Consider the following 19093-nt stretch of genomic DNA (forward strand, 5'->3'; position numbering starts at 1 on the left):
AAGCCTTTGTCACAAAAGGTAATGCATGCTCAAATTGAACGCCGGGTGTTGTGCGTTTGGCTATGCTTGAACCTGGGGCCTGGAAGCATGGCATCGAACGCGCAAACCCGTACAATGCCGGGCTGTTACAGAATATTCGCCGCGTGCCGTGTTTATAAAAGGCGGGGCGCAGTGTTAAAAGTAGTCTCCGTTGCGCCCGTCAATTTTTTTACCTGCCTGGATTGGGCAGTTTTTTATCGTCATTCAATAGATGGACGCGCCTCTGGCGCAGGAAAAGAAGCGTTTTGAAGAAATCCACGGAAGCACCAAAAACAGTCGTTCCGCTCTGGCGTCAACAGTTGCACTACCGGCTCAAGGAAGGTGCATTGATTGCCATCGGTGCCTTGTGCCTGTTCCTGATGATGGCGTTGCTGACCTACGGCAAGGATGATCCGGGCTGGAGCCACAACAGCAAGATCGACGACGTGCAGAACTTCGGCGGTCCGGCCGGTTCCTACAGCGCCGACATCCTGTTCATGGTGCTGGGTTATTTCGCCTACATCTTCCCGTTGCTGCTGGCGATCAAGGCGTATCAGATCTTCCGTCAGCGTCACGAGCCGTGGCAGTGGAGCGGCTGGCTGTTCTCCTGGCGCCTGATCGGCCTGGTGTTTCTGGTGTTGTCCGGCGCTGCGCTGGCACACATTCATTTCCATGCCGCCACCGGTCTGCCGGCTGGTGCCGGTGGTGCGCTGGGCGAAAGCCTTGGTGATCTGGCCCGTAATGCCCTGAACATTCAGGGCAGCACGTTGTTGTTCATCGCGCTGTTCCTGTTCGGCCTGACGGTGTTCACCGACCTGTCGTGGTTCAAGGTGATGGACATCACCGGCAAGATCACCCTCGACCTGTTCGAACTGTTCCAGGGCGCGGTCAACCGCTGGTGGTCGGCGCGCACCGAGCGCAAGCAACTGGTCGCGCAACTGCGTGAAGTCGACGATCGCGTGCACGACGTGGTTGCACCGACAGTCACCGACAAGCGCGAGCAGGCCAAGGTCAAGGAGCGTCTGATCGAGCGCGAACAGGCTCTGAGCAAGCACATGTCCGAGCGCGAGAAACAGGTTCCGCCGGTCATCGCCCCGGCTCCGGTCAAGGCGCCGGAGCCAAGCAAGCGCGTGCAGAAAGAGAAGCAGGTGCCGTTGTTCGTCGACAGCGCCGTGGAAGGCACCTTGCCGCCGATCTCGATCCTCGATCCTGCGGAAAAGAAACAACTCAATTATTCGCCCGAATCCCTGGCGGCGGTCGGCCACTTGCTGGAGATCAAGCTCAAGGAGTTCGGCGTCGAAGTCACCGTGGATTCGATTCACCCCGGTCCGGTCATTACCCGTTACGAAATCCAGCCTGCTGCGGGCGTGAAGGTCAGCCGTATCGCCAACCTGGCGAAAGACCTTGCACGTTCGCTGGCCGTGACCAGTGTGCGGGTGGTGGAAGTGATTCCGGGCAAGACCACGGTCGGTATCGAAATTCCTAACGAAGACCGGCAGATCGTGCGCTTCTCCGAAGTGCTGTCGACGCCTGAGTACGACAACTTCAAATCGCCTGTCACCCTGGCTCTGGGCCACGACATCGGCGGCAAGCCGGTCATCACTGACCTGGCGAAGATGCCGCACCTGTTGGTGGCCGGTACCACCGGTTCCGGTAAGTCGGTGGGCGTGAACGCGATGATCCTGTCGATCCTGTTCAAGTCCGGCCCGGACGACGCCAAGCTGATCATGATCGACCCGAAAATGCTCGAGCTGTCGATCTACGAAGGCATTCCGCACCTGCTGTGCCCGGTCGTGACCGACATGAAGGACGCCGCCAACGCCCTGCGCTGGAGCGTGGCCGAGATGGAGCGTCGCTACAAGCTGATGGCGAAGATGGGCGTGCGAAACCTGTCCGGCTTCAACGCCAAGGTCAAGGAAGCCCAGGACGCCGGCGAGCCCCTGAGCGATCCGCTGTACAAACGCGAAAGCATCCACGATGAAGCGCCGCTGCTGCAGAAGCTGCCGACCATCGTCGTGGTCGTGGACGAATTCGCCGACATGATGATGATCGTCGGCAAGAAGGTAGAAGAACTGATCGCCCGTATCGCCCAGAAGGCGCGTGCGGCCGGTATTCACCTGATTCTTGCGACTCAACGACCTTCGGTGGACGTGATCACCGGTCTGATCAAGGCCAACATCCCGACACGGATGGCGTTCCAGGTATCGAGCAAGATCGACTCCCGGACCATCATCGACCAGGGCGGCGCCGAGCAACTGCTCGGCCACGGTGACATGCTCTACATGCCGCCGGGCACCAGCCTGCCGATCCGGGTTCACGGCGCATTTGTGTCCGACGATGAAGTTCACCGGGTGGTGGAAGCCTGGAAACTGCGCGGTGCGCCGGAATACAACGACGACATCCTCAACGGTGTCGAAGAGGCGGGCAGTGGTTTCGAAGGCAGCAGCGGCGGTGGCGACGGCGACGATCCGGAAGCCGACGCGCTGTACGACGAGGCCGTGCAATTCGTGCTGGAAAGCCGTCGTGCCTCCATCTCCGCTGTACAGCGCAAGCTGAAGATCGGTTACAACCGTGCCGCACGCATGATCGAAGCCATGGAAATGGCCGGGGTCGTGACGTCGATGAACACCAACGGTTCCCGCGAAGTCCTGGCCCCTGGCCCGGTACGCGACTGATTCGATACCCTGATCCAAACGCAATGGACGGTGCATGAAGCGCCGTCCACTTTCCCACGAGTATTCAAGAGGACTCCCATGCGTCTAATCCGCATGTTGCTGCCGGTACTGGCTCTGACCACCCTCACGGCTCACGCCGATGACAAGGATGTGGCTCGCCTGACCCAATTGCTCGAAACATCCAAGACCCTGACTGCCAACTTCTCCCAGCTGACCCTCGACGGCAGCGGCACCCAGTTGCAGGAAACCACCGGCGACATGACCCTGCAGCGTCCGGGCCTGTTCTACTGGCACACCAATGCGCCGGCTGAGCAGACCATGGTCTCCGACGGCAAGAAAGTCACCCTGTGGGACCCGGACCTGGAGCAGGCCACTATCAAGAAACTCGATGAGCGTCTGACCCAGACTCCAGCTCTGTTGCTGTCCGGCGACGTTTCGAAGATCAGCCAGAGCTTCGACATCAGCGCGAAAGAGGCGGGCGGCGTGATCGACTTCACCCTGAAGCCGAAAACCAAGGACACCCTGTTCGACAGCCTGCGCCTGTCGTTCCGCAACGGTCTGGTCAATGACATGCAACTGATCGACAGCGTCGGCCAGCGCACCAACATTCTGTTTACCGGTGTGAAGGCCAACGAAGCGGTCCCGGCATCGAAGTTCAAGTTCGACATCCCGAAGGGTGCCGACGTGATCCAGGAATAAACACAGAGGTTTCAACGGTACGTGATGGATCTGTTTCGCAGTGCACCGATTGCCCAGCCACTGGCCGCCCGTTTGCGGGCGACCAATCTGGATGAGTACGTCGGTCAGGAACACGTGCTCGCTCGCGGCAAGCCTTTGCGCGAAGCGCTGGAGCAGGGTGCCCTGCACTCGATGATCTTCTGGGGCCCGCCGGGCGTGGGCAAAACCACCCTGGCGCGGTTGCTGGCGGAAGTCTCGGATGCGCACTTCGAAACGGTCTCGGCCGTCTTGGCCGGGGTCAAGGAGATCCGTCAGGCGGTGGAAATCGCCAAGCAGCAGGCCGGCCAGTACGGCAAGCGCACGATCCTGTTTGTCGATGAGGTTCACCGCTTCAACAAGTCTCAACAGGATGCGTTTCTACCGTACGTTGAGGACGGTACGCTGATCTTCATTGGCGCCACCACTGAAAACCCTTCTTTCGAACTGAACAACGCATTGCTGTCGCGGGCGCGGGTCTACGTACTCAAGAGCCTCGACGAAGCGGCGTTGCGCAAACTGGTGCACCGCGCGCTCACCGAAGAGCGTGGTCTGGGCAAGCGTCATCTGACCCTCAGCGATGAAGGCTTCCAGATGCTGCTGTCCGCCGCCGACGGTGATGGCCGGCGCCTGCTGAACCTGCTGGAAAACGCCTCGGACCTGGCCGAAGACAACAGCGAGATGGGCACCGAGCTGCTGCAAAGCCTGCTCGGCGATACTCGCCGGCGTTTCGACAAGGGCGGCGAAGCGTTCTACGACCAGATTTCCGCGCTGCACAAATCGGTGCGCGGCTCCAATCCGGACGGCGCGCTGTACTGGTTTGCGCGAATGATCGACGGCGGCTGCGATCCGCTGTACCTGGCTCGGCGCGTGGTGCGCATGGCCAGTGAAGACATCGGCAACGCCGACCCGCGCGCACTGAGCCTGTGCCTGGCCGCGTGGGAAGTGCAGGAACGTCTCGGCAGCCCGGAAGGTGAGTTGGCAGTGGCGCAGGCCATCACCTATCTGGCGTGTGCGCCGAAAAGCAACGCGGTGTACATGGGCTTCAAGACCGCACTGCGAGCCGCCGCCGAACACGGCTCGCTGGAGGTGCCGCTGCACCTGCGCAATGCGCCGACCAAATTGATGAAGCAATTGGGCTACGGCGACGAATACCGTTACGCCCACGACGAACCGGACGCCTACGCGGCCGGCGAAGACTATTTCCCGGAAGAACTCGACCCGATTCCGTTCTACCAACCGGTGCCGCGCGGCCTGGAGTTGAAGATCGGCGAAAAGCTCAACCACCTCGCCCAACTTGATCGTTTAAGCCCCCGGCAGCGGAGAAAATAGTGGTTCCATTGATCGTTGCAGTCTCCGTTGGCGGGATTGCCGGCACCTTGTTGCGCTTCGCCACCGGCAATTGGGTCAACGCCAATTGGCCGCGGCACTTCTATACCGCGACGCTGGCCGTTAATATCGTGGGCTGTCTGCTGATTGGCGTGCTGTACGGCCTGTTTTTGATACGCCCGGAAGTACCGATCGAGGTGCGTGCCGGGTTGATGGTCGGCTTCCTCGGGGGGCTGACGACTTTTTCATCCTTTTCACTGGATACGGTGCGCCTGCTGGAAAGCGGGCAAGTGCCGCTGGCCTTGGGCTATGCGGCCATCAGCGTATTCGGCGGGCTGCTCGCGACTTGGGCCGGCCTGTCCCTGACCAAACTTTGATAACGAGAAACCGACATGCTCGATTCCAAACTGTTACGTAGCAACCTTCAGGACGTAGCGGACCGCCTGGCTTCCCGTGGCTTTGCCCTGGATGTCGCGCGCATCGAAGCGCTGGAAGAACAGCGCAAGACCGTCCAGACCCGCACCGAAGCACTGCAGGCTGAGCGTAACGCGCGTTCCAAATCCATCGGTCAGGCCAAGCAGCGCGGCGAAGACATCGCGCCGTTGATGGCGGACGTCGAGCGCATGGCGGGCGAACTGAGCGCCGGTAAAGTCGAGCTGGACGCGATCCAGACCGAACTGGACTCGATCCTGCTGGGCATCCCGAACCTGCCGCACGAATCGGTACCGGTCGGCGAAGACGAGGACGGCAACGTCGAAGTCCGCCGCTGGGGCACGCCGACCGCGTTCGATTTCCCGGTTCAGGATCACGTGGCCCTGGGCGAGAAGTTCGGCTGGCTCGACTTCGAAACTGCCGCCAAGCTGTCCGGCGCACGTTTCGCCCTGCTGCGTGGCCCGATTGCCCGTCTGCACCGCGCACTGGCGCAGTTCATGATCAACCTGCACGTCACCGAGCACGGCTACGAAGAGGCCTACACGCCTTATCTGGTTCAGGCCCCGGCGCTGCAAGGCACCGGTCAACTGCCGAAGTTCGAAGAAGACCTGTTCAAGATCGCTCGCGAAGGTGAAGCCGATCTGTACCTGATCCCGACCGCCGAAGTGTCGCTGACCAACATCGTGGCCGGTGAGATCGTCGATTCGAAGCAGCTGCCGATCAAGTTCGTTGCCCACACTCCGTGCTTCCGCAGCGAAGCCGGCGCGTCGGGTCGTGACACTCGCGGCATGATCCGTCAGCACCAGTTCGACAAGGTCGAGATGGTCCAGATCGTCGAGCCGTCGAAATCGATGGAGGCGCTGGAAAGCCTGACCGCCAACGCCGAGAAAGTCCTGCAACTGCTGGAGCTGCCTTACCGCACCCTGGCGCTGTGCACTGGCGACATGGGCTTCAGCGCGGTCAAGACGTACGACCTGGAAGTGTGGATTCCGAGCCAGGACAAATACCGCGAAATCTCGTCGTGCTCCAACTGCGGCGACTTCCAGGCCCGCCGCATGCAGGCGCGTTTCCGCAACCCGGAAACCGGCAAGCCTGAACTGGTACACACCCTGAACGGTTCCGGCCTGGCGGTCGGTCGTACCCTGGTGGCCGTGCTGGAAAACTACCAGCAGGCCGACGGTTCGATCCGTGTGCCGGACGTGCTGAAGCCATACATGGGTGGCCTTGAGGTCATCGGCTAAATGAAATATCTGCCGCTGTTTCACAACCTGCGCGGCAGTCGTGTGTTGGTTGTCGGTGGGGGGGAGATTGCCTTGCGCAAGTCCCGCCTGCTGGCCGATGCCGGTGCGCTGCTGCGGGTGGTCGCACCTGAAATCGAAGCGCAACTGCGCGAACTGGTTGCCGCCAGCGGTGGCGAATGCCTGCTGCGTGGCTACGCCGAAGCGGATCTGGACGGTTGCGGGCTGATCATTGCCGCCACCGACGACGAAGCGTTGAACGCGCAAGTTTCCGCCGATGCTCATCGGCGCTGCGTGCCGGTCAACGTGGTCGATGCGCCGGCGCTGTGCAGCGTGATCTTCCCGGCAATCGTCGATCGTTCACCGCTGATCATCGCGGTCTCCAGCGGCGGCGATGCGCCGGTGCTGGCCCGGCTGATCCGCGCCAAGATCGAAACCTGGATTCCTTCGACCTACGGCCATCTGGCCGGTCTGGCCGCGCGGTTTCGTGATCAGGTCAAAGGCCTGTTTCCTGATGTGCAGCAGCGTCGCGGTTTTTGGGAAGACGTGTTTCAGGGGCCGATTGCCGACCGGCAGCTGGCAGGACAGGGCGCCGAAGCCGAACGTTTGCTGCAAGCCAAGATTGACGGCGAAGCCATGGTCACGACCGGTGAGGTGTATCTGGTTGGGGCGGGACCTGGTGATCCGGATCTGCTGACCTTCCGCGCCTTGCGTCTGATGCAGCAAGCCGACGTGGTGCTGTACGACCGCTTGGTGGCTCCGGCGATTCTTGAGCTGTGCCGTCGCGATGCCGAGCGGGTCTACGTCGGCAAGCGTCGCGCCGATCACGCCGTGCCGCAGGATCAGATCAACCAGCAACTGGTGGATCTGGCCAAGGCCGGCAAGCGTGTGGTGCGGTTGAAGGGCGGGGATCCGTTCATCTTCGGCCGTGGCGGCGAAGAGATCGAGGAACTGGCGGCCCATGGCATCCCGTTTCAGGTGGTGCCGGGCATCACGGCGGCCAGCGGTTGCGCGGCATATGCCGGGATTCCGCTGACTCATCGCGATTACGCGCAGTCGGTGCGCTTCGTCACCGGGCACTTGAAGGACGGTTCCACCGATCTGCCGTGGGCCGACCTTGTCGCGCCGGCGCAGACGCTGGTGTTCTACATGGGGCTGGTGGGGTTGCCGGTCATCTGCGGGCAGTTGATCAAGCATGGTCGCGCGGCCGATACCCCGGCAGCGCTGATCCAGCAGGGCACCACGGTCAATCAGCGGGTCTTTACCGGCACGCTGGCTGACCTGCCGCGTCTGGTGGCGGAGCATGAAGTGCATGCGCCGACGCTGGTGATCGTCGGCGAAGTGGTGCAACTGCGCGAGAAACTGGCGTGGTTCGAGGGCGCTCAGGGTCAAATCTGACGACTCTGAAGGGATCGTTCCCACGCGGTGGGAACGATCCTGCTTTCAACCTCTGCGCCAAACCCCTTTCCCGCCCAACCGGTCCCGGTCATGGGCAACAGTGAAATCCTGCTTCGGCCCCTTCGGCACAACCCCGGTCGGGTTGATGGTCTTGTGGCTGCCGTAGTAGTGATTCTTGATGTGCTGGAAATCCACGGTCTCGGCAACGCCCGGCCACTGGTACATCTCCCGCAGCCAGTTCGACAGGTTCGGATAATCGCTGATCCGCCGCAGATTGCATTTGAAGTGCCCGTGGTACACCGCGTCGAAACGAATCAGCGTGGTGAACAAGCGCACGTCCGCCTCGGTCAGGTATTCGCCCGTCAGATAACGGTTGGCGTCCAGCACTTGCTCCAGATGATCCAGTTCGGCAAACACATCATCGAAGGCTTCTTCATAGGCATTTTGCGAGGTGGCGAACCCGGCGCGATACACGCCGTTGTTCACGGCAGGGTAGATCCGCTCGTTCAGCGCATCGATTTCGCTGCGTAACGGTGCCGGGTAGAAGTCCAGATCGTTGCCGGTCAAGTCATCGAACGCACTGTTGAACATGCGGATGATCTCCGCCGATTCGTTGCTGACGATGCGCTTGAGCTTCTTGTCCCACAGCACCGGCACGGTGACGCGGCCGGTGTAGTCGGCGGTGTCGGCGGTGTAGCGCTGGTGCATGAAGTCGAAGTGGTCGAGTTTGTCGCCGGTCGAACCGAGGTTCTGATCGAAGGTCCAGCCGTTTTCCAGCATCAGCCAGCTGACGACGGAAACGTCGATCAGGCTTTCCAGGCCCTTGAGCTTGCGCAGAATCAGCGTGCGATGCGCCCACGGACAGGCGAGAGAGACATAAAGGTGGTAACGCCCGGCTTCGGCAGCAAAACCACCTTCACCACTCGGGCCCGGCTCGCCGTTGCGAGTGACCCAGTTGCGGCGCTGCGCCTGTTCGCGCTGGAACGCGCCGTCCTTGCTGCTTTCGTACCACTTGTCCTGCCAGCGGCCGTCGACGAGTAAACCCATGATCAAGACTCCAGAAACCAATATTCGTTGGAGTCGAGTCTATTCCGATGAGTTCGAACAAAAAGCGCAAAGATCGGGCGTTAATGATCGGTTAAATCGATTTGTCCCGCGCGGCCCAGTATTGCTCGGCGGTTTCGAAAGCCTGTTCACGGCTCTGGCCGAGGCCGCGCAGCGCCAACGCCATGGTCGAGATCAGCGCCATTTGCGGATAGCTGTCGACCACATCGCCACGCCAGACGGCCTTCAAATGCTCGATATCCAGCGAACCCGGTTTGACATGACGTTGCGCCGACAACTGCGGCCATTCCTCGTCCCAGCTCTCGCCGCCAGTGGTGCCGTACAGATGGCTGTCGGCATCCGGGTTGATCTCGATTTCGCCGCCGTCGCCCTTGATCACGATCGCCGTGTCGCCGAGCAGACCGCTGGCATCGCGGTGCACCGCTTGATAGCCGGGGTGGAAAATACTCTGCAAACCGCAACGTGCGCCCAATGGATTGAGAATCCGCGCCAGCGAGTGGATCGGCGAGCGCAGGCCGAGGGTGTTGCGCAGATCGATCATCCGTTGCAGCTGCGGCGCCCAGTCCACCAGCGGCATGAATGCCAGGCCACCGTTGTCCAGCGCTGTGCCGACCTGTTGCCAGTTGCGGCACAGCGGAATGTTCAGCTCACCGAGCAATTGTTCGGAGTACAAGCGCCCGGCGGTGTGCGCGCCACCGCCGTGCATGAAAATACGCACGCCGTTCTGTGCCAGGCACTTGGCCGCCAGCAGATACCACGGCAGATGACGTTTCTTGCCGGCATAGGTCGGCCAGTCCAGATCGACGTTCAGTGCCGGCGCCTGTAAGCGTTGGCGCAAGGCTTCGGTGAAACCGGCCATCTCCTCGGCGCTTTCTTCCTTGTGCCGCAGCAGCATCAGGAAGGCGCCGAGCTGGGTTTCCTCGACCGCTTCGTCGAGCACCATGCCCATGGCTTCCCGGGCTTCCTCGCGGGTCAGGTCGCGGGCGCCGCGCTTGCCCTTGCCGAGGATGCGCACGAACTGGGCGAACGGGTGCTCGGCGGGCGTTTCGAGGGTCAGCGCTGGATAGTCGGTCATAGGCAATTCGTCGGTTTGGGCAGGCCCGCCAGTTTCGCGGCGAGTTTGGCAGGGGTGCCTTTGAACAGTCGGTTCAGGTGCAGGCTGTTACCTTTCTCCGCGCCGAGCTTGAGCGCGGTGTACTTGATCAGCGGCCGGGTGGCCGGGGACAACTGGAATTCGGCGTAGAAGCTGCGTAGCAGCTCAAGGACTTCCCAGTGCTCCGGGCTCAGTTCGATGTCTTCGGCAGCGGCGAGGGCGCTGGCGACTTCGGTCGACCAATCGTTGAGGTCGACCAGGAAGCCGTCCTTGTCCAGTTCGATGGCGCGGGCGCCGACGGTCAACGCATTCATAGCCAGCTGTTGACCTTGTCGTGGTGGATCGACAGCTCGACAAAGGCCGGGTAGTCGATGACTTCGGCCCAGTCCGGAATCTGCACGGCACGGGCTTGCGCGTCTTCGGCCAGCACGAACAATTTCACCTTGCGTGATTCCAGCGCACTGAACGGCGCAGTGCCGGGTTGCAGCGCATAAACGGCATCGCCAGACAGCAACAGCGCATCGGCAGAACCGAGCAGTCGCAGGCAACTGGTCAGGCGTTCGTCGCCGAACGGGGAATGGGACAACACATGCAGAGTCGACATCAGAGGGTGATCACCTGGTCGTAACGGTCAATGAGGGCGGTGATTTGCTCAGCGGACAAGGGCTGCGCCTCGTCCAGCGAACGATCGCCGAGGCCGCGAACATTGGCGCTGTCGGCGCAATAGAACAGCTCTTCGACGCCGAACATCGGCAACGCTTGCAGGTTGGCGCTCAGGTCTTTCTGTTGCAGGGCCTTGGCGTTTTGCCCGGCGGCCAGTTGCAACACGCCGTCGTCGAGAAACAGCAGACCGATCGGCAGATCGAAGGCGCCACCGGCCAGCACGATGTCCAGCGCCTCGCGGGCGCCGGGGCCGGACCACGGCGATTGACGGCTGATAATCAGAAGGGATTTGGCCATGTCATGCGCCTCCGAAACAGATCAGGCGGTCGGCGTCCTGCACCGCGTCATGCAACTGGCCGAGGCCGGACAATTCCCACGGTGCGCTGACGGCCACGGCATCACGCTGATAACGCCCGGCTTCCTCGGCATTCAACACGCCACGGCGCAGGGCCGCGGCGATGCACACCACGCCGTCGAGGTTTTGTTCGGTGATAAAGTTTCGCCACTGCTTGGGCAGGTCCAGCTCGTCCTGCGGCGTGACCACGGCGTCAGACGCGTTGTGGACCCCGTCCTGATAGAAAAACAGCCGGACAATCTCATGCCCGCCGGCCAGCGCGGCTTGGGCGAACAGCAGGGCGCGGCGCGAGGAGGGCGCATGGGCGGCGGAAAACAGCGCAATGGCGAACTTCATGACGGACTCGATCAGCAAAACTGCGGCCATGATAAAGCTTTCTCGGCGGGGCGGCGAAGCGGATGTTTCCCGCGCCCGTCTCGATGCGAGCAGGTGTCCTTCAGCGTGGCATGTAGCCCAGTTGCCAGCGCCGCGGAATTTTCAGGGTCAGCAGCCCCAGTACGGCAGCGAACAGACCGCTGACCAACATCGCCTTGAGTCCCAGATGATGTTCCAGCACCGCCCCGAGAATGGCGCCGACCAGCATCCCGCTCCACGGCACCAGTTGCACCCGCCAGCCGCTTCGCCGTTCGCCAAGCACCCACCGGCCCAATCCTCGACCGAATCGGGACAGGGCGCCGGTGACGTACGTCAGCCCGACCGGCAGACCGTTCACTTCTTCCACCGCTGCGTTGAGCATGCCCATCGCAATGATCGCCGCCAGCAGGGCCGGCAGTTGCGTGTCAAAGGGCCAGGCTGCCAAACAGAGCAGGGCGGCGATGGACAACAACAGTGGCAGCGCCCGTCTACCGCCCAAACGGCTGACCACGACCCCGAGGGCATTGCCGACAATGAACGTGGCGACCAGCAGGATCAGCCTTAATGTCAGTGCGCTGTCGCCATCACTGATCGCCACCGCCAGTCGCGTGGTGTTGCCGCTCATGAAGGAAACGAAATCGCCGCTGGCCATGAAGCCGATGGCGTCGGTCATGCCGGCCAGTACCGACAGGCTGGCAACCAGCGCCAGGCCTACACGGCCGCGCCATTTCTGTATATGAAGATGTCCGGGGCTGGCGCGGTGAGTCGAGGTGGAAGGCAGCATCGAGGCAGCGTCCTTGAGCGGGGTTTACGGTTCTATGCCATACAGATCGCAGTACTCCAGCCAGTCCATCCCGGCCATTTCCGCCACTTCGCGATGCACTTCCAGGCGTTGCGCCTGATAGTCCTCAGGCGTCGCGGCGGTGAGTTGCAGCGTCAGTTCCCAGGCGAACAGACCCTGGCTTTCGGCCTCGGCTTCGAAGGCTTCGTGCAGACGTTCTTCGCGGTACTGCGCCTGGGTTTCGCCCTTGGCCTGGGTCAGAAGCGGGTTGAGGTGGTCAAGGGCTTCGCGCAGTTCCGGGCGCGCATCGAGAAACAGTTTCAGGGCCTGTTCGTGTCGCTGGTCAGTAGGCGCCATGGGCTTTCCTTGTAAGGCTGATGACCGTTAATGTGCCGCAGCGGCCGGCATGTGTCGCGCTCTAAATGCAGTAAAGCAGAACGATTTTTGGCGTTGCGGTGATACAGTCCGCTTTTTTCCGAATGAGCGAATGCAATGCGAATGCTGATGGTAGCGCTGGCGGCAACCCTGCTGGCCGGTTGCGCGGGTTCGGCGATGGAAGACGCCCGCACGCAAACCCCTTACAAGACCTTGAATTCGGACAAGCCCGAAAAAGTCGTGGCCCAGTGCGTGCAATTCGCCTGGCAGGACGAAGCGGTGTTCGGCGTGGACGCGGCGGCTTATCTGCAACCGGGCAAGAAGGGCGGTTCCACGGTCTACACGCGCTCGGCGGAGTCGTTTGTCGACTTGACCACGGATGCGTCCGGCACGGTTTTGAATTACTACGCGCAGAAGGATGATTTTGTGGCCCAGCGCCGCTTGGCGGCGCTGGCGACCTGTCTGTAACGGGCGGCTGAATGCGTTGACGCTACGCGACCCTCGCCAGCCTGCGGGCGAGGGTCGCTGAATTCAATCAATCAAACGCTTCTGGAAGAAGTGCCGCTTGTGCCCCAGCGGATAATCCACAATCTCGCCACACTCGGTATACCCCAGTTTTTTGTAGAACCCGGGCGCCTGAAAATCAAAGGTATCGAGCCAGATCCCCACGCAGTCTTTTTCCCGAGCGAATTCCTCGACCATGTTCATCAGCTTCGAGCCGATGCCCTGTCCCCGGCCTTCTTCCGGCACCGCCAGCAACTCGATAAACAGCCACCGATAGAACGTGTGCCCATAAAGGCCACCAAGGATCGCGTCGTTATCGTCGCGCACCAGCAACGCGACCGGTTCGTACAGCGAAGGCCCGGCTTTGGCGATGTTGTGGGCACGCAGGGGCGCCAGGATGGCTGCGCGCTGTTCTTCGGTGGGGTCCTGTGACAGCTCGATCCGCAACGTCATGTTGTCTTCCTTGTAGTAATGAATCGGCAGCCTAGCGCGCCGCAGCCGATTGAAGCAATCGCTTGGAACCGTCGCTGCTGCGCCGGGGTCTAGCCCTTCAGGGCGTCCATCCGGTACGCGTTTGCCTGGGAGATTCCATGAACATTTTCGAAGCCCTGCGTGAAAGCCACGATCGTCAGCGGACCTACGCGAAATCGTTGATCAAGACCAGCGGTGACACCCCGGAAAGGGTAGAGGCCTACAAGCAGCTGAAGGCTGAGCTTCAGGCCCACGAAACCGCCGAAGAGCGCCACTTCTATATTCCGTTGATGGAGATCGACAAGGGTGTCGACCTCAGTCGCCATGCCATTGCCGAACACCATGAAATGGACGAGATGATGGAAGAGCTCGACGAGACCGACATGTCCAGCCCAGCCTGGCTGGCGATGGCAAAAAAGCTCTCGGATAAGGTCCATCACCACTTGCAGGAGGAAGAGCAGAAATTCTTCCAGATGGCCGGCAAGCTGCTCGACGAAAAACAAAAGGAACAGCTCGCCGGGCAGTATGAAAAGGAGTTCAAGGCGCAGCTTCCCTGAGCCGGTGAATGCAGGTTTTTGTAATGACGCGGTGTAGTCTTTTTGCCATGCGACGGGTGAGCGTTGTCGCAATGCACTGTGTTTATATACAGTATTTTCGGCGTTTTTCGAGTTTCGTCGAGGCAGACTGCGACAAAACCGCCGATGGACAAAAAATCCCCCTCCGTTAGCTTGAAGGCCTCTCCTCGGACAGGAGAGTTCTTAAATCAACGGAGTGAAAAACATGAACCAACCACAAGCTCAAACCCAACTGCGACACGGTCGCGTCATTTCCCCTGCAAGCCGCGGCGCGGTGGCCATCGAGCAAGGATTGCTCGGCGGCTGGCAGGTCAATGAAATGGAAGGCGGCAAGAACTTCCCGGCACTCGCGGCCGGTCCGTTCCCGGCGCCCTTCGAAAGCGACAACCCGAGCGTCGTGCCGCCGGCTGACGGCTATATTCTCAGTGGCGGCAAGAACGACGCACGTGACTGCGTGAACTTCACCGCAGAAGAAATGAGCAAGAAACTCGGGCGTCCGTTCTCCTGGCCGCTGCTCAATGTCACCCCTGGCCAGACCCTTGAGGTCAAATGGGAGTACACCGCGCCGCACACCACCCGCGGTTATCGCTGGCTGATCACCAAGGATGGCTGGGACCCGAAACAACGCATCACCCGAGCGCAACTGGAAGCGCAACCCTTCGCCGAGGATTTCTATCCGCAAGTGCCGTACTACAGTCATTCGGCGGAATTGAAAGCCAAGGTCAACCACGCCGTGAAACTTCCGGACAACAAGCAGGGTCATCACGTCATCGTCCTGATGTGGATCGTTGCCAACACCGGCAACGCCTTCTATCAGGCCTTCGATGTGGACTTCAAATAAGCCCGCAACGTCAAACCCACACGTTCTGAAGGATTAGAACATGTCAAACATCGACTTCACCCTAATGAAAAACCAGGCCAGCGACGCGGCGTCGTTGATGCCAAGCCTTGCCGGCAAGAAGATCCTCATGGGCTTCTGGCACAACTGGCCGGCCGGCCCGAGCGACGGTTACCAGCGCGGTCAGTTCGCCAACATCGCCCTGGAAAACGTGCCGAAGGAATACAACGTGGTCGCGGTGGCCTTCATGAAGGGCAGCGGGATACCGACCTTCATGCCGTTCAACGTTTCCGATGCCGAGTTCCGTCGTCAGGTCGGCGTGCTCAACAGTCAGGGACGGGCCGTGCTGATTTCCCTGGGCGGTGCCGATGCGCACATCGAGTTGCGCGCCGGCCAAGAGCAACCGCTGGCCAATGAAATCATCCGTCTGGTGGAAACCTACGGCTTCGATGGTCTGGACATCGATCTTGAACAGAGCGCGATTGATTTCGCTGCCAACAAGACCGTCCTGCCGGCCGCGCTGAAACTGGTCAAGGATCACTACGCCGGCCAGGGCAAGCATTTCATCATCAGCATGGCGCCGGAGTTTCCGTACCTGACCACCTCCGGCAAATACGTCGGTTACCTGCAGGCGCTGGAAGGCTACTACGACTTCATCGCTCCGCAGTTCTACAACCAGGGTGGCGACGGGGTCTGGGTGCCGGAAGCCAATAACGGCAACGGGGCGTGGATCGCCCAGAACAACGACGCGATGAAAGAGGACTTCCTCTATTACCTGACCGAGAGCCTGGTGACCGGCACTCGCGGGTTCACGAAGATCCCGGCGGACAAGTTCGTCATCGGCCTGCCGGCCAACGTCGATGCCGCCGCCACCGGTTACGTGATCGACAAGACCGTGGTCGGCAACGCGATGAAACGCCTGGCGGTCAAAGGGCATCCGATCAAGGGCCTGATGACCTGGTCGGTGAACTGGGACAACGGCACCAGCAAGGATCGCGTGCCGTACAACTGGGAATTCAGTCGGCGTTATGGACCACTGATTCACGGGGCGCCGTCAGCGGCGCAGGGCACTGATGCCGCAACGGTGAACGTCGCTCATCAGTAGTCAGTGAAGGAAAAGCCCGGTAGCGCTGCCGGGCTTTTTTTTCGTCGGCGGTTCGCAGCATTTCACCTACCATGGCCATCTTCCGATGACAAAAAAGGATCAGGCGTCATGTCCAATACAGCCGAGCGGGTCAACATCGTCGATACCCAGGTGTTGTCCCACGACTGGTATCTGCTGAAGAAAATCACCTTCGACTATCACCGTAACAACGGTGACTGGCAGCGTCAGACGCGCGAGGTCTACGACCGTGGCAATGGCGCGGCGATCCTGCTGTTCAACCGCGAGCAACGCACCGTGGTGCTGACCCGGCAGTTCCGCCTGCCGGTGTTCGTCAACGGTCACGACGGTTTGCTGATTGAAGTGGCGGCCGGACTGCTCGAAGGCGCGGCGCCGGAGCAGCGCATACGCGACGAGGCGGAGGAGGAAACCGGTTATCGCGTGCATGACGTGAAGAAGGTGTTCGAGGCTTACATGAGTCCGGGTTCGGTGACCGAGAAGTTGCACTTTTTCATTGCCGAGTACGATGCTTCGTCAAAGGTCAGTGAAGGGGGCGGTCTGGAAGAGGAAACAGAAGAACTTGAAGTGCTGGAGTGGCGTTTCGACGACGCGCTGGCGGCGTTCCAGCGGGGTGAAATCTGCGATGCCAAGACCATCATGCTGTTGCAGTATGCGGCGATGAATAACCTGTTTGGCGGTTAGAACAAGTCACCGGTTTTACCGATGTCTGACCACTGGCCACCTTCCAGGGTCAGCAGACGCTCCTTGGCTTCCAGGCCTCCGGCAAAACCGGTCAGTTTGCCTGAGGCGCCGATGACCCGATGGCACGGCGCAATGATCGAGATCGGATTGCGCCCGTTCGCCGCGCCGACGGCGCGCACCGCACTCGGGTGGCCGATCTGTTCGGCGATCTGGCTGTAGGTGCGGGTTTCGCCAAACGGAATGGTCAGCAGCGCGGCCCAGACCTTTTTCTGGAACTCGGTGCCGGCAAAGTCCAGCTCCAGATCGAACGCGTTTCGCGTTCCTGCAAAATATTCTTCCAGCTGTCGCGCGGTTTTCATCAACACCGGATTGTCCGGTGCTTCGCTCATCGGTCCCAGTCGCACTCGGTTCGGTTTGTCGTTTTCCCAGAGGATGGCGGCCAGACGTGAGCCGTTCGCGACCAGCTTCAACTCGCCGACGGGCGAGGGCAGGGTGATGAACGTATAGGCCATGGGAAAAACTCCGGGACGGGGGTGAAAACTGCGCCCAGCATACTGCCGGATCAGGGAGGCGCAAACCGTAATCGCGACCATACTGGCTGATGCTCTTGAAGCGCTTTCCTACCTTATAAAAAGAAGAGACCGACTCATGAAGTACGAACCTTTTGCCAAATCGCTGATTGCGACCTCATTGGCGCTCAGCTGCCTCATGGCCCACGCCGCCTCGGTTGCCCCGGTCGCCGCCGAAAACGGCATGGTGGTCACCGCCCAGCACCTGGCCACTCACGTGGGTGTCGACGTGTTGAAAAGTGGCGGCAACGCGGTGGATGCGGCGGTCGCCGTGGGCTATGCACTGGCGGTGGTTTACCCGGCGGCGGGCAACCTCGGTGGTGGTGGTTTCATGACCATTCAACTGGCGGACGGGCGCAAGACCTTCCTCGACTTCCGCGAAAAAGCCCCGCTGGCCGCGACGGCCAACATGTACCTCGACAAGGACGGCAACGTCATTCCGGACCTGAGTACCCGTGGCCACCTCGCGGTCGGCGTTCCGGGCACTGTGTCCGGCATGGAGCTGGCGCTGAGCAAGTACGGCACCAAACCGCGCAAGGAAATGATCGCCCCTGCCATCAAACTGGCCGAAGACGGGTTCGAACTGGAGCAGGGCGACGTCGAGCTGCTGGAATACGCCACTGACGTGTTCAAGAAGGACATCAAGGATTCCGGTGCGATCTTCCTGAGCAACGGTGAGCCGATGCAAGTCGGGCAGAAACTGGTGCAGAAGGACCTGGGCAAAACCCTGCGCACCATTTCCGAAAAAGGCGCCGACGGTTTCTATAAAGGCTGGGTGGCCGACGCCATCGTCACGTCCAGTCAGGCCAACAAGGGCATCATCACCCAGGCCGATCTCGACAAGTACAAGACCCGCGAACTGGCCCCGGTGGAGTGCGACTATCGCGGCTATCACGTCGTATCGGCACCGCCGCCAAGCTCCGGCGGGGTGGTGATCTGTCAGATCATGAACATCCTCGAAGGCTATCCGATGAAGGATCTGGGTTTCCATTCGGCCCAGGGCATGCACTACCAGATCGAGGCAATGCGCCATGCGTACGTGGATCGCAACAGCTATCTGGGCGACCCGGATTTCGTGAAAAACCCGATCGAACACCTGCTGGACAAGAATTACGCGACCAAGCTGCGTAACGCGATCCAGCCGCAGAAGGCCGGTGTGTCGGCGGAACTCAAACCCGGCGTCGCGCCCCATGAAGGTAGCAACACCACGCACTATTCGATCGTCGACAAGTGGGGCAACGCTGTATCGGTCACCTACACCCTCAACGACTGGTTCGGCGCGGGCGTGATGGCGAGCAAGACCGGGGTGATCCTCAACGATGAAATGGACGACTTCACCTCCAAGGTCGGCGTGCCGAACATGTACGGCCTGGTGCAGGGCGAAGCCAACGCCATTGCTCCGGGCAAGGCGCCGCTGTCTTCGATGAGCCCGACCATCGTCACCAAGGACGGCAAGGTGGTGATGGTGGTCGGTACGCCGGGTGGCAGTCGCATCATCACCGCGACCCTGCTGACCATGCTCAACGTCATCGACTACGGCATGGGCCTGCAGGAAGCGGTCGATGCGCCGCGCTTCCACCAGCAGTGGATGCCGGAGGAAACCAACCTCGAAGACTTCGCCGCCAGCCCCGACACGAAGAAGATTCTCGAGAGCTGGGGCCACAAGTTTGCGGGCCCGCAGGACGCCAACCACATCGCCGCGATTCTGGTCGGTGCACCGTCGTTGGGTGGCAAACCGGTCGGCAAGAACCGCTTCTACGGCGCCAACGATCCACGGCGCAACACCGGGTTGTCATTGGGTTACTGAGCAGAGTAAAAAGGGGGCGGGCACACGTCCGCCCC

The 19093-nt window shown here is 61.0% G+C and carries 21 protein-coding genes and 1 pseudogene; 12 read left to right on the forward strand and 10 right to left on the reverse strand.

The features are described from left to right. Nucleotides 1-284 precede the first annotated feature (284 nt). The 6 genes from CAF74_RS08180 to cysG all read left to right on the forward strand — a co-directional run bounded on the left by CAF74_RS08180 (nucleotide 285) and on the right by cysG (nucleotide 7804). The gene (locus CAF74_RS08180) at nucleotides 285-2693 is read left to right on the forward strand and encodes a DNA translocase FtsK (RefSeq protein ID WP_045121862.1); all 2409 of its coding nucleotides are present in this window, start codon (nucleotides 285-287) and stop codon (nucleotides 2691-2693) included. Nucleotides 2694-2771: 78 nt separating this feature from the next. Then, nucleotides 2772-3392, forward strand: coding sequence for an outer membrane lipoprotein chaperone LolA (lolA, locus tag CAF74_RS08185; RefSeq protein WP_007958184.1), 621 nt, complete (start codon nucleotides 2772-2774; stop codon nucleotides 3390-3392). A 24-nt stretch (nucleotides 3393-3416) separates the two neighbouring features. Continuing rightward, nucleotides 3417-4739: a replication-associated recombination protein A gene (locus tag CAF74_RS08190; RefSeq protein WP_007958186.1), complete on the forward strand. Its 1323-nt coding sequence runs from the start codon at nucleotides 3417-3419 to the stop codon at nucleotides 4737-4739. Beyond that, a complete protein-coding gene (gene crcB, locus CAF74_RS08195) occupies nucleotides 4739-5113 on the forward strand; it encodes a fluoride efflux transporter CrcB (RefSeq protein ID WP_007958188.1) in 375 nt (124 codons plus the stop codon). The genes CAF74_RS08190 and crcB overlap by 1 nt, the downstream gene beginning before the upstream one ends. A gap of 15 nt (nucleotides 5114-5128) precedes the next feature. Next, the gene (gene serS, locus CAF74_RS08200) at nucleotides 5129-6409 is read left to right on the forward strand and encodes a serine--tRNA ligase (RefSeq protein WP_074688938.1); all 1281 of its coding nucleotides are present in this window, start codon (nucleotides 5129-5131) and stop codon (nucleotides 6407-6409) included. Next, entirely contained in the window at nucleotides 6410-7804 is a 1395-nt protein-coding gene (gene cysG, locus CAF74_RS08205; RefSeq protein WP_085745990.1) for a siroheme synthase CysG, read from the forward strand. It begins immediately after the preceding gene. A 45-nt stretch (nucleotides 7805-7849) separates the two neighbouring features. Here cysG and CAF74_RS08210 read toward each other — a convergent pair whose 3' ends face one another. From CAF74_RS08210 to CAF74_RS08245, 8 genes are all read right to left on the reverse strand, one after another. Beyond that, the gene (locus CAF74_RS08210) at nucleotides 7850-8851 is read right to left on the reverse strand and encodes a glutathione S-transferase family protein (RefSeq protein ID WP_085745991.1); all 1002 of its coding nucleotides are present in this window, start codon (nucleotides 8849-8851) and stop codon (nucleotides 7850-7852) included. A gap of 91 nt (nucleotides 8852-8942) precedes the next feature. Then, entirely contained in the window at nucleotides 8943-9944 is a 1002-nt protein-coding gene (locus CAF74_RS08215; protein WP_085745992.1) for a glycosyl transferase family protein, read from the reverse strand. Next, nucleotides 9941-10276: a TusE/DsrC/DsvC family sulfur relay protein gene (locus tag CAF74_RS08220; RefSeq protein WP_064597718.1), complete on the reverse strand. Its 336-nt coding sequence runs from the start codon at nucleotides 10274-10276 to the stop codon at nucleotides 9941-9943. The genes CAF74_RS08215 and CAF74_RS08220 overlap by 4 nt, the downstream gene beginning before the upstream one ends. Further along, nucleotides 10273-10566, reverse strand: a complete 294-nt coding sequence (tusB, locus tag CAF74_RS08225; protein WP_085745993.1) for a sulfurtransferase complex subunit TusB — start codon at nucleotides 10564-10566, stop codon at nucleotides 10273-10275. The genes CAF74_RS08220 and tusB overlap by 4 nt, the downstream gene beginning before the upstream one ends. Beyond that, nucleotides 10566-10922, reverse strand: coding sequence for a sulfurtransferase complex subunit TusC (gene tusC, locus CAF74_RS08230; protein WP_085745994.1), 357 nt, complete (start codon nucleotides 10920-10922; stop codon nucleotides 10566-10568). Before tusC ends, tusB begins: the two co-directional genes overlap by 1 nt. A 1-nt stretch (nucleotide 10923) precedes the next feature. After that, nucleotides 10924-11316: a sulfurtransferase complex subunit TusD gene (gene tusD / locus CAF74_RS08235; RefSeq protein WP_041475586.1), complete on the reverse strand. Its 393-nt coding sequence runs from the start codon at nucleotides 11314-11316 to the stop codon at nucleotides 10924-10926. Nucleotides 11317-11416: 100 nt separating this feature from the next. Next, the gene (locus CAF74_RS08240) at nucleotides 11417-12118 is read right to left on the reverse strand and encodes a YoaK family protein (protein WP_007958213.1); all 702 of its coding nucleotides are present in this window, start codon (nucleotides 12116-12118) and stop codon (nucleotides 11417-11419) included. A gap of 24 nt (nucleotides 12119-12142) precedes the next feature. After that, the gene (locus CAF74_RS08245) at nucleotides 12143-12472 is read right to left on the reverse strand and encodes a DUF6388 family protein (RefSeq protein ID WP_085745995.1); all 330 of its coding nucleotides are present in this window, start codon (nucleotides 12470-12472) and stop codon (nucleotides 12143-12145) included. A gap of 135 nt (nucleotides 12473-12607) precedes the next feature. Between CAF74_RS08245 and CAF74_RS08250 the strand changes: the two genes are divergently transcribed. Continuing rightward, complete coding sequence (locus tag CAF74_RS08250) at nucleotides 12608-12958, forward strand: hypothetical protein (protein WP_085745996.1); 351 nt, start codon at nucleotides 12608-12610, stop codon at nucleotides 12956-12958. Nucleotides 12959-13021: 63 nt separating this feature from the next. Here CAF74_RS08250 and CAF74_RS08255 read toward each other — a convergent pair whose 3' ends face one another. Then, complete coding sequence (locus CAF74_RS08255) at nucleotides 13022-13447, reverse strand: N-acetyltransferase (RefSeq protein ID WP_011334932.1); 426 nt, start codon at nucleotides 13445-13447, stop codon at nucleotides 13022-13024. A gap of 137 nt (nucleotides 13448-13584) precedes the next feature. Between CAF74_RS08255 and CAF74_RS08260 the strand changes: the two genes are divergently transcribed. The 4 genes and pseudogenes from CAF74_RS08260 (at nucleotide 13585) to CAF74_RS08275 (ending at nucleotide 16682) form a co-directional block, all read left to right on the forward strand. Further along, on the forward strand, nucleotides 13585-14022 hold the full coding sequence (locus tag CAF74_RS08260; RefSeq protein ID WP_085745997.1) for a hemerythrin domain-containing protein: 438 nt from the start codon (nucleotides 13585-13587) through the stop codon (nucleotides 14020-14022). A gap of 223 nt (nucleotides 14023-14245) precedes the next feature. Further along, nucleotides 14246-14881 carry a lytic polysaccharide monooxygenase auxiliary activity family 9 protein gene (locus CAF74_RS08265; RefSeq protein ID WP_085745998.1) on the forward strand — a complete coding sequence of 212 codons (636 nt, stop codon included), beginning with the start codon at nucleotides 14246-14248 and terminating at the stop codon, nucleotides 14879-14881. 40 nt (nucleotides 14882-14921) lie between these two features. Further along, a pseudogene (locus CAF74_RS08270) lies at nucleotides 14922-15947 on the forward strand (chitinase); the annotation flags it as partial. A gap of 144 nt (nucleotides 15948-16091) precedes the next feature. Continuing rightward, nucleotides 16092-16682 (forward strand): NUDIX domain-containing protein, encoded by a 591-nt coding sequence (locus CAF74_RS08275; protein WP_064380653.1) that lies wholly within the window; start codon nucleotides 16092-16094, stop codon nucleotides 16680-16682. Here CAF74_RS08275 and CAF74_RS08280 read toward each other — a convergent pair. Continuing rightward, on the reverse strand, nucleotides 16679-17194 hold the full coding sequence (locus tag CAF74_RS08280; RefSeq protein WP_011334927.1) for a methylated-DNA--[protein]-cysteine S-methyltransferase: 516 nt from the start codon (nucleotides 17192-17194) through the stop codon (nucleotides 16679-16681). The two genes, CAF74_RS08275 and CAF74_RS08280, sit on opposite strands and share 4 nt — an antisense overlap. Before the next feature lie 136 nt (nucleotides 17195-17330). Between CAF74_RS08280 and ggt the strand changes: the two genes are divergently transcribed. Beyond that, a complete protein-coding gene (ggt, locus tag CAF74_RS08285; RefSeq protein WP_085746000.1) occupies nucleotides 17331-19058 on the forward strand; it encodes a gamma-glutamyltransferase in 1728 nt (575 codons plus the stop codon). Nucleotides 19059-19093 lie beyond the last annotated feature (35 nt).

It is taken from the genome of Pseudomonas sp. R45(2017) (assembly GCF_002112305.1).
Classification (GTDB): Bacteria; Pseudomonadota; Gammaproteobacteria; order Pseudomonadales; family Pseudomonadaceae; genus Aquipseudomonas; species Aquipseudomonas paraglycinae.

Excerpts from the sequence above, each read along its gene's own strand:
- CAF74_RS08190 (WP_007958186.1), top strand. The coding sequence starts at position 3,417 with ATGGATCTGTTTCGCAGTGCACCGATTGCCCAGCCACTGGCCGCCCGT.
- CAF74_RS08240 (WP_007958213.1), bottom strand. The coding sequence starts at position 12,118 with ATGCTGCCTTCCACCTCGACTCACCGCGCCAGCCCCGGACATCTTCAT.
- CAF74_RS08250 (WP_085745996.1), top strand. The coding sequence starts at position 12,608 with ATGCGAATGCTGATGGTAGCGCTGGCGGCAACCCTGCTGGCCGGTTGC.
- CAF74_RS08260 (WP_085745997.1), top strand. The coding sequence starts at position 13,585 with ATGAACATTTTCGAAGCCCTGCGTGAAAGCCACGATCGTCAGCGGACC.
- CAF74_RS08245 (WP_085745995.1), bottom strand. The coding sequence starts at position 12,472 with ATGGCGCCTACTGACCAGCGACACGAACAGGCCCTGAAACTGTTTCTC.
- tusD (WP_041475586.1), bottom strand. The coding sequence starts at position 11,316 with ATGAAGTTCGCCATTGCGCTGTTTTCCGCCGCCCATGCGCCCTCCTCG.
- CAF74_RS08255 (WP_011334932.1), bottom strand. The coding sequence starts at position 13,447 with ATGACGTTGCGGATCGAGCTGTCACAGGACCCCACCGAAGAACAGCGC.
- CAF74_RS08265 (WP_085745998.1), top strand. The coding sequence starts at position 14,246 with ATGAACCAACCACAAGCTCAAACCCAACTGCGACACGGTCGCGTCATT.
- CAF74_RS08220 (WP_064597718.1), bottom strand. The coding sequence starts at position 10,276 with ATGAATGCGTTGACCGTCGGCGCCCGCGCCATCGAACTGGACAAGGAC.
- serS (WP_074688938.1), top strand. The coding sequence starts at position 5,129 with ATGCTCGATTCCAAACTGTTACGTAGCAACCTTCAGGACGTAGCGGAC.
- lolA (WP_007958184.1), top strand. The coding sequence starts at position 2,772 with ATGCGTCTAATCCGCATGTTGCTGCCGGTACTGGCTCTGACCACCCTC.
- CAF74_RS08215 (WP_085745992.1), bottom strand. The coding sequence starts at position 9,944 with ATGACCGACTATCCAGCGCTGACCCTCGAAACGCCCGCCGAGCACCCG.
- CAF74_RS08210 (WP_085745991.1), bottom strand. The coding sequence starts at position 8,851 with ATGGGTTTACTCGTCGACGGCCGCTGGCAGGACAAGTGGTACGAAAGC.
- tusB (WP_085745993.1), bottom strand. The coding sequence starts at position 10,566 with ATGTCGACTCTGCATGTGTTGTCCCATTCCCCGTTCGGCGACGAACGC.
- cysG (WP_085745990.1), top strand. The coding sequence starts at position 6,410 with ATGAAATATCTGCCGCTGTTTCACAACCTGCGCGGCAGTCGTGTGTTG.
- ggt (WP_085746000.1), top strand. The coding sequence starts at position 17,331 with ATGAAGTACGAACCTTTTGCCAAATCGCTGATTGCGACCTCATTGGCG.
- CAF74_RS08275 (WP_064380653.1), top strand. The coding sequence starts at position 16,092 with ATGTCCAATACAGCCGAGCGGGTCAACATCGTCGATACCCAGGTGTTG.
- tusC (WP_085745994.1), bottom strand. The coding sequence starts at position 10,922 with ATGGCCAAATCCCTTCTGATTATCAGCCGTCAATCGCCGTGGTCCGGC.
- CAF74_RS08280 (WP_011334927.1), bottom strand. The coding sequence starts at position 17,194 with ATGGCCTATACGTTCATCACCCTGCCCTCGCCCGTCGGCGAGTTGAAG.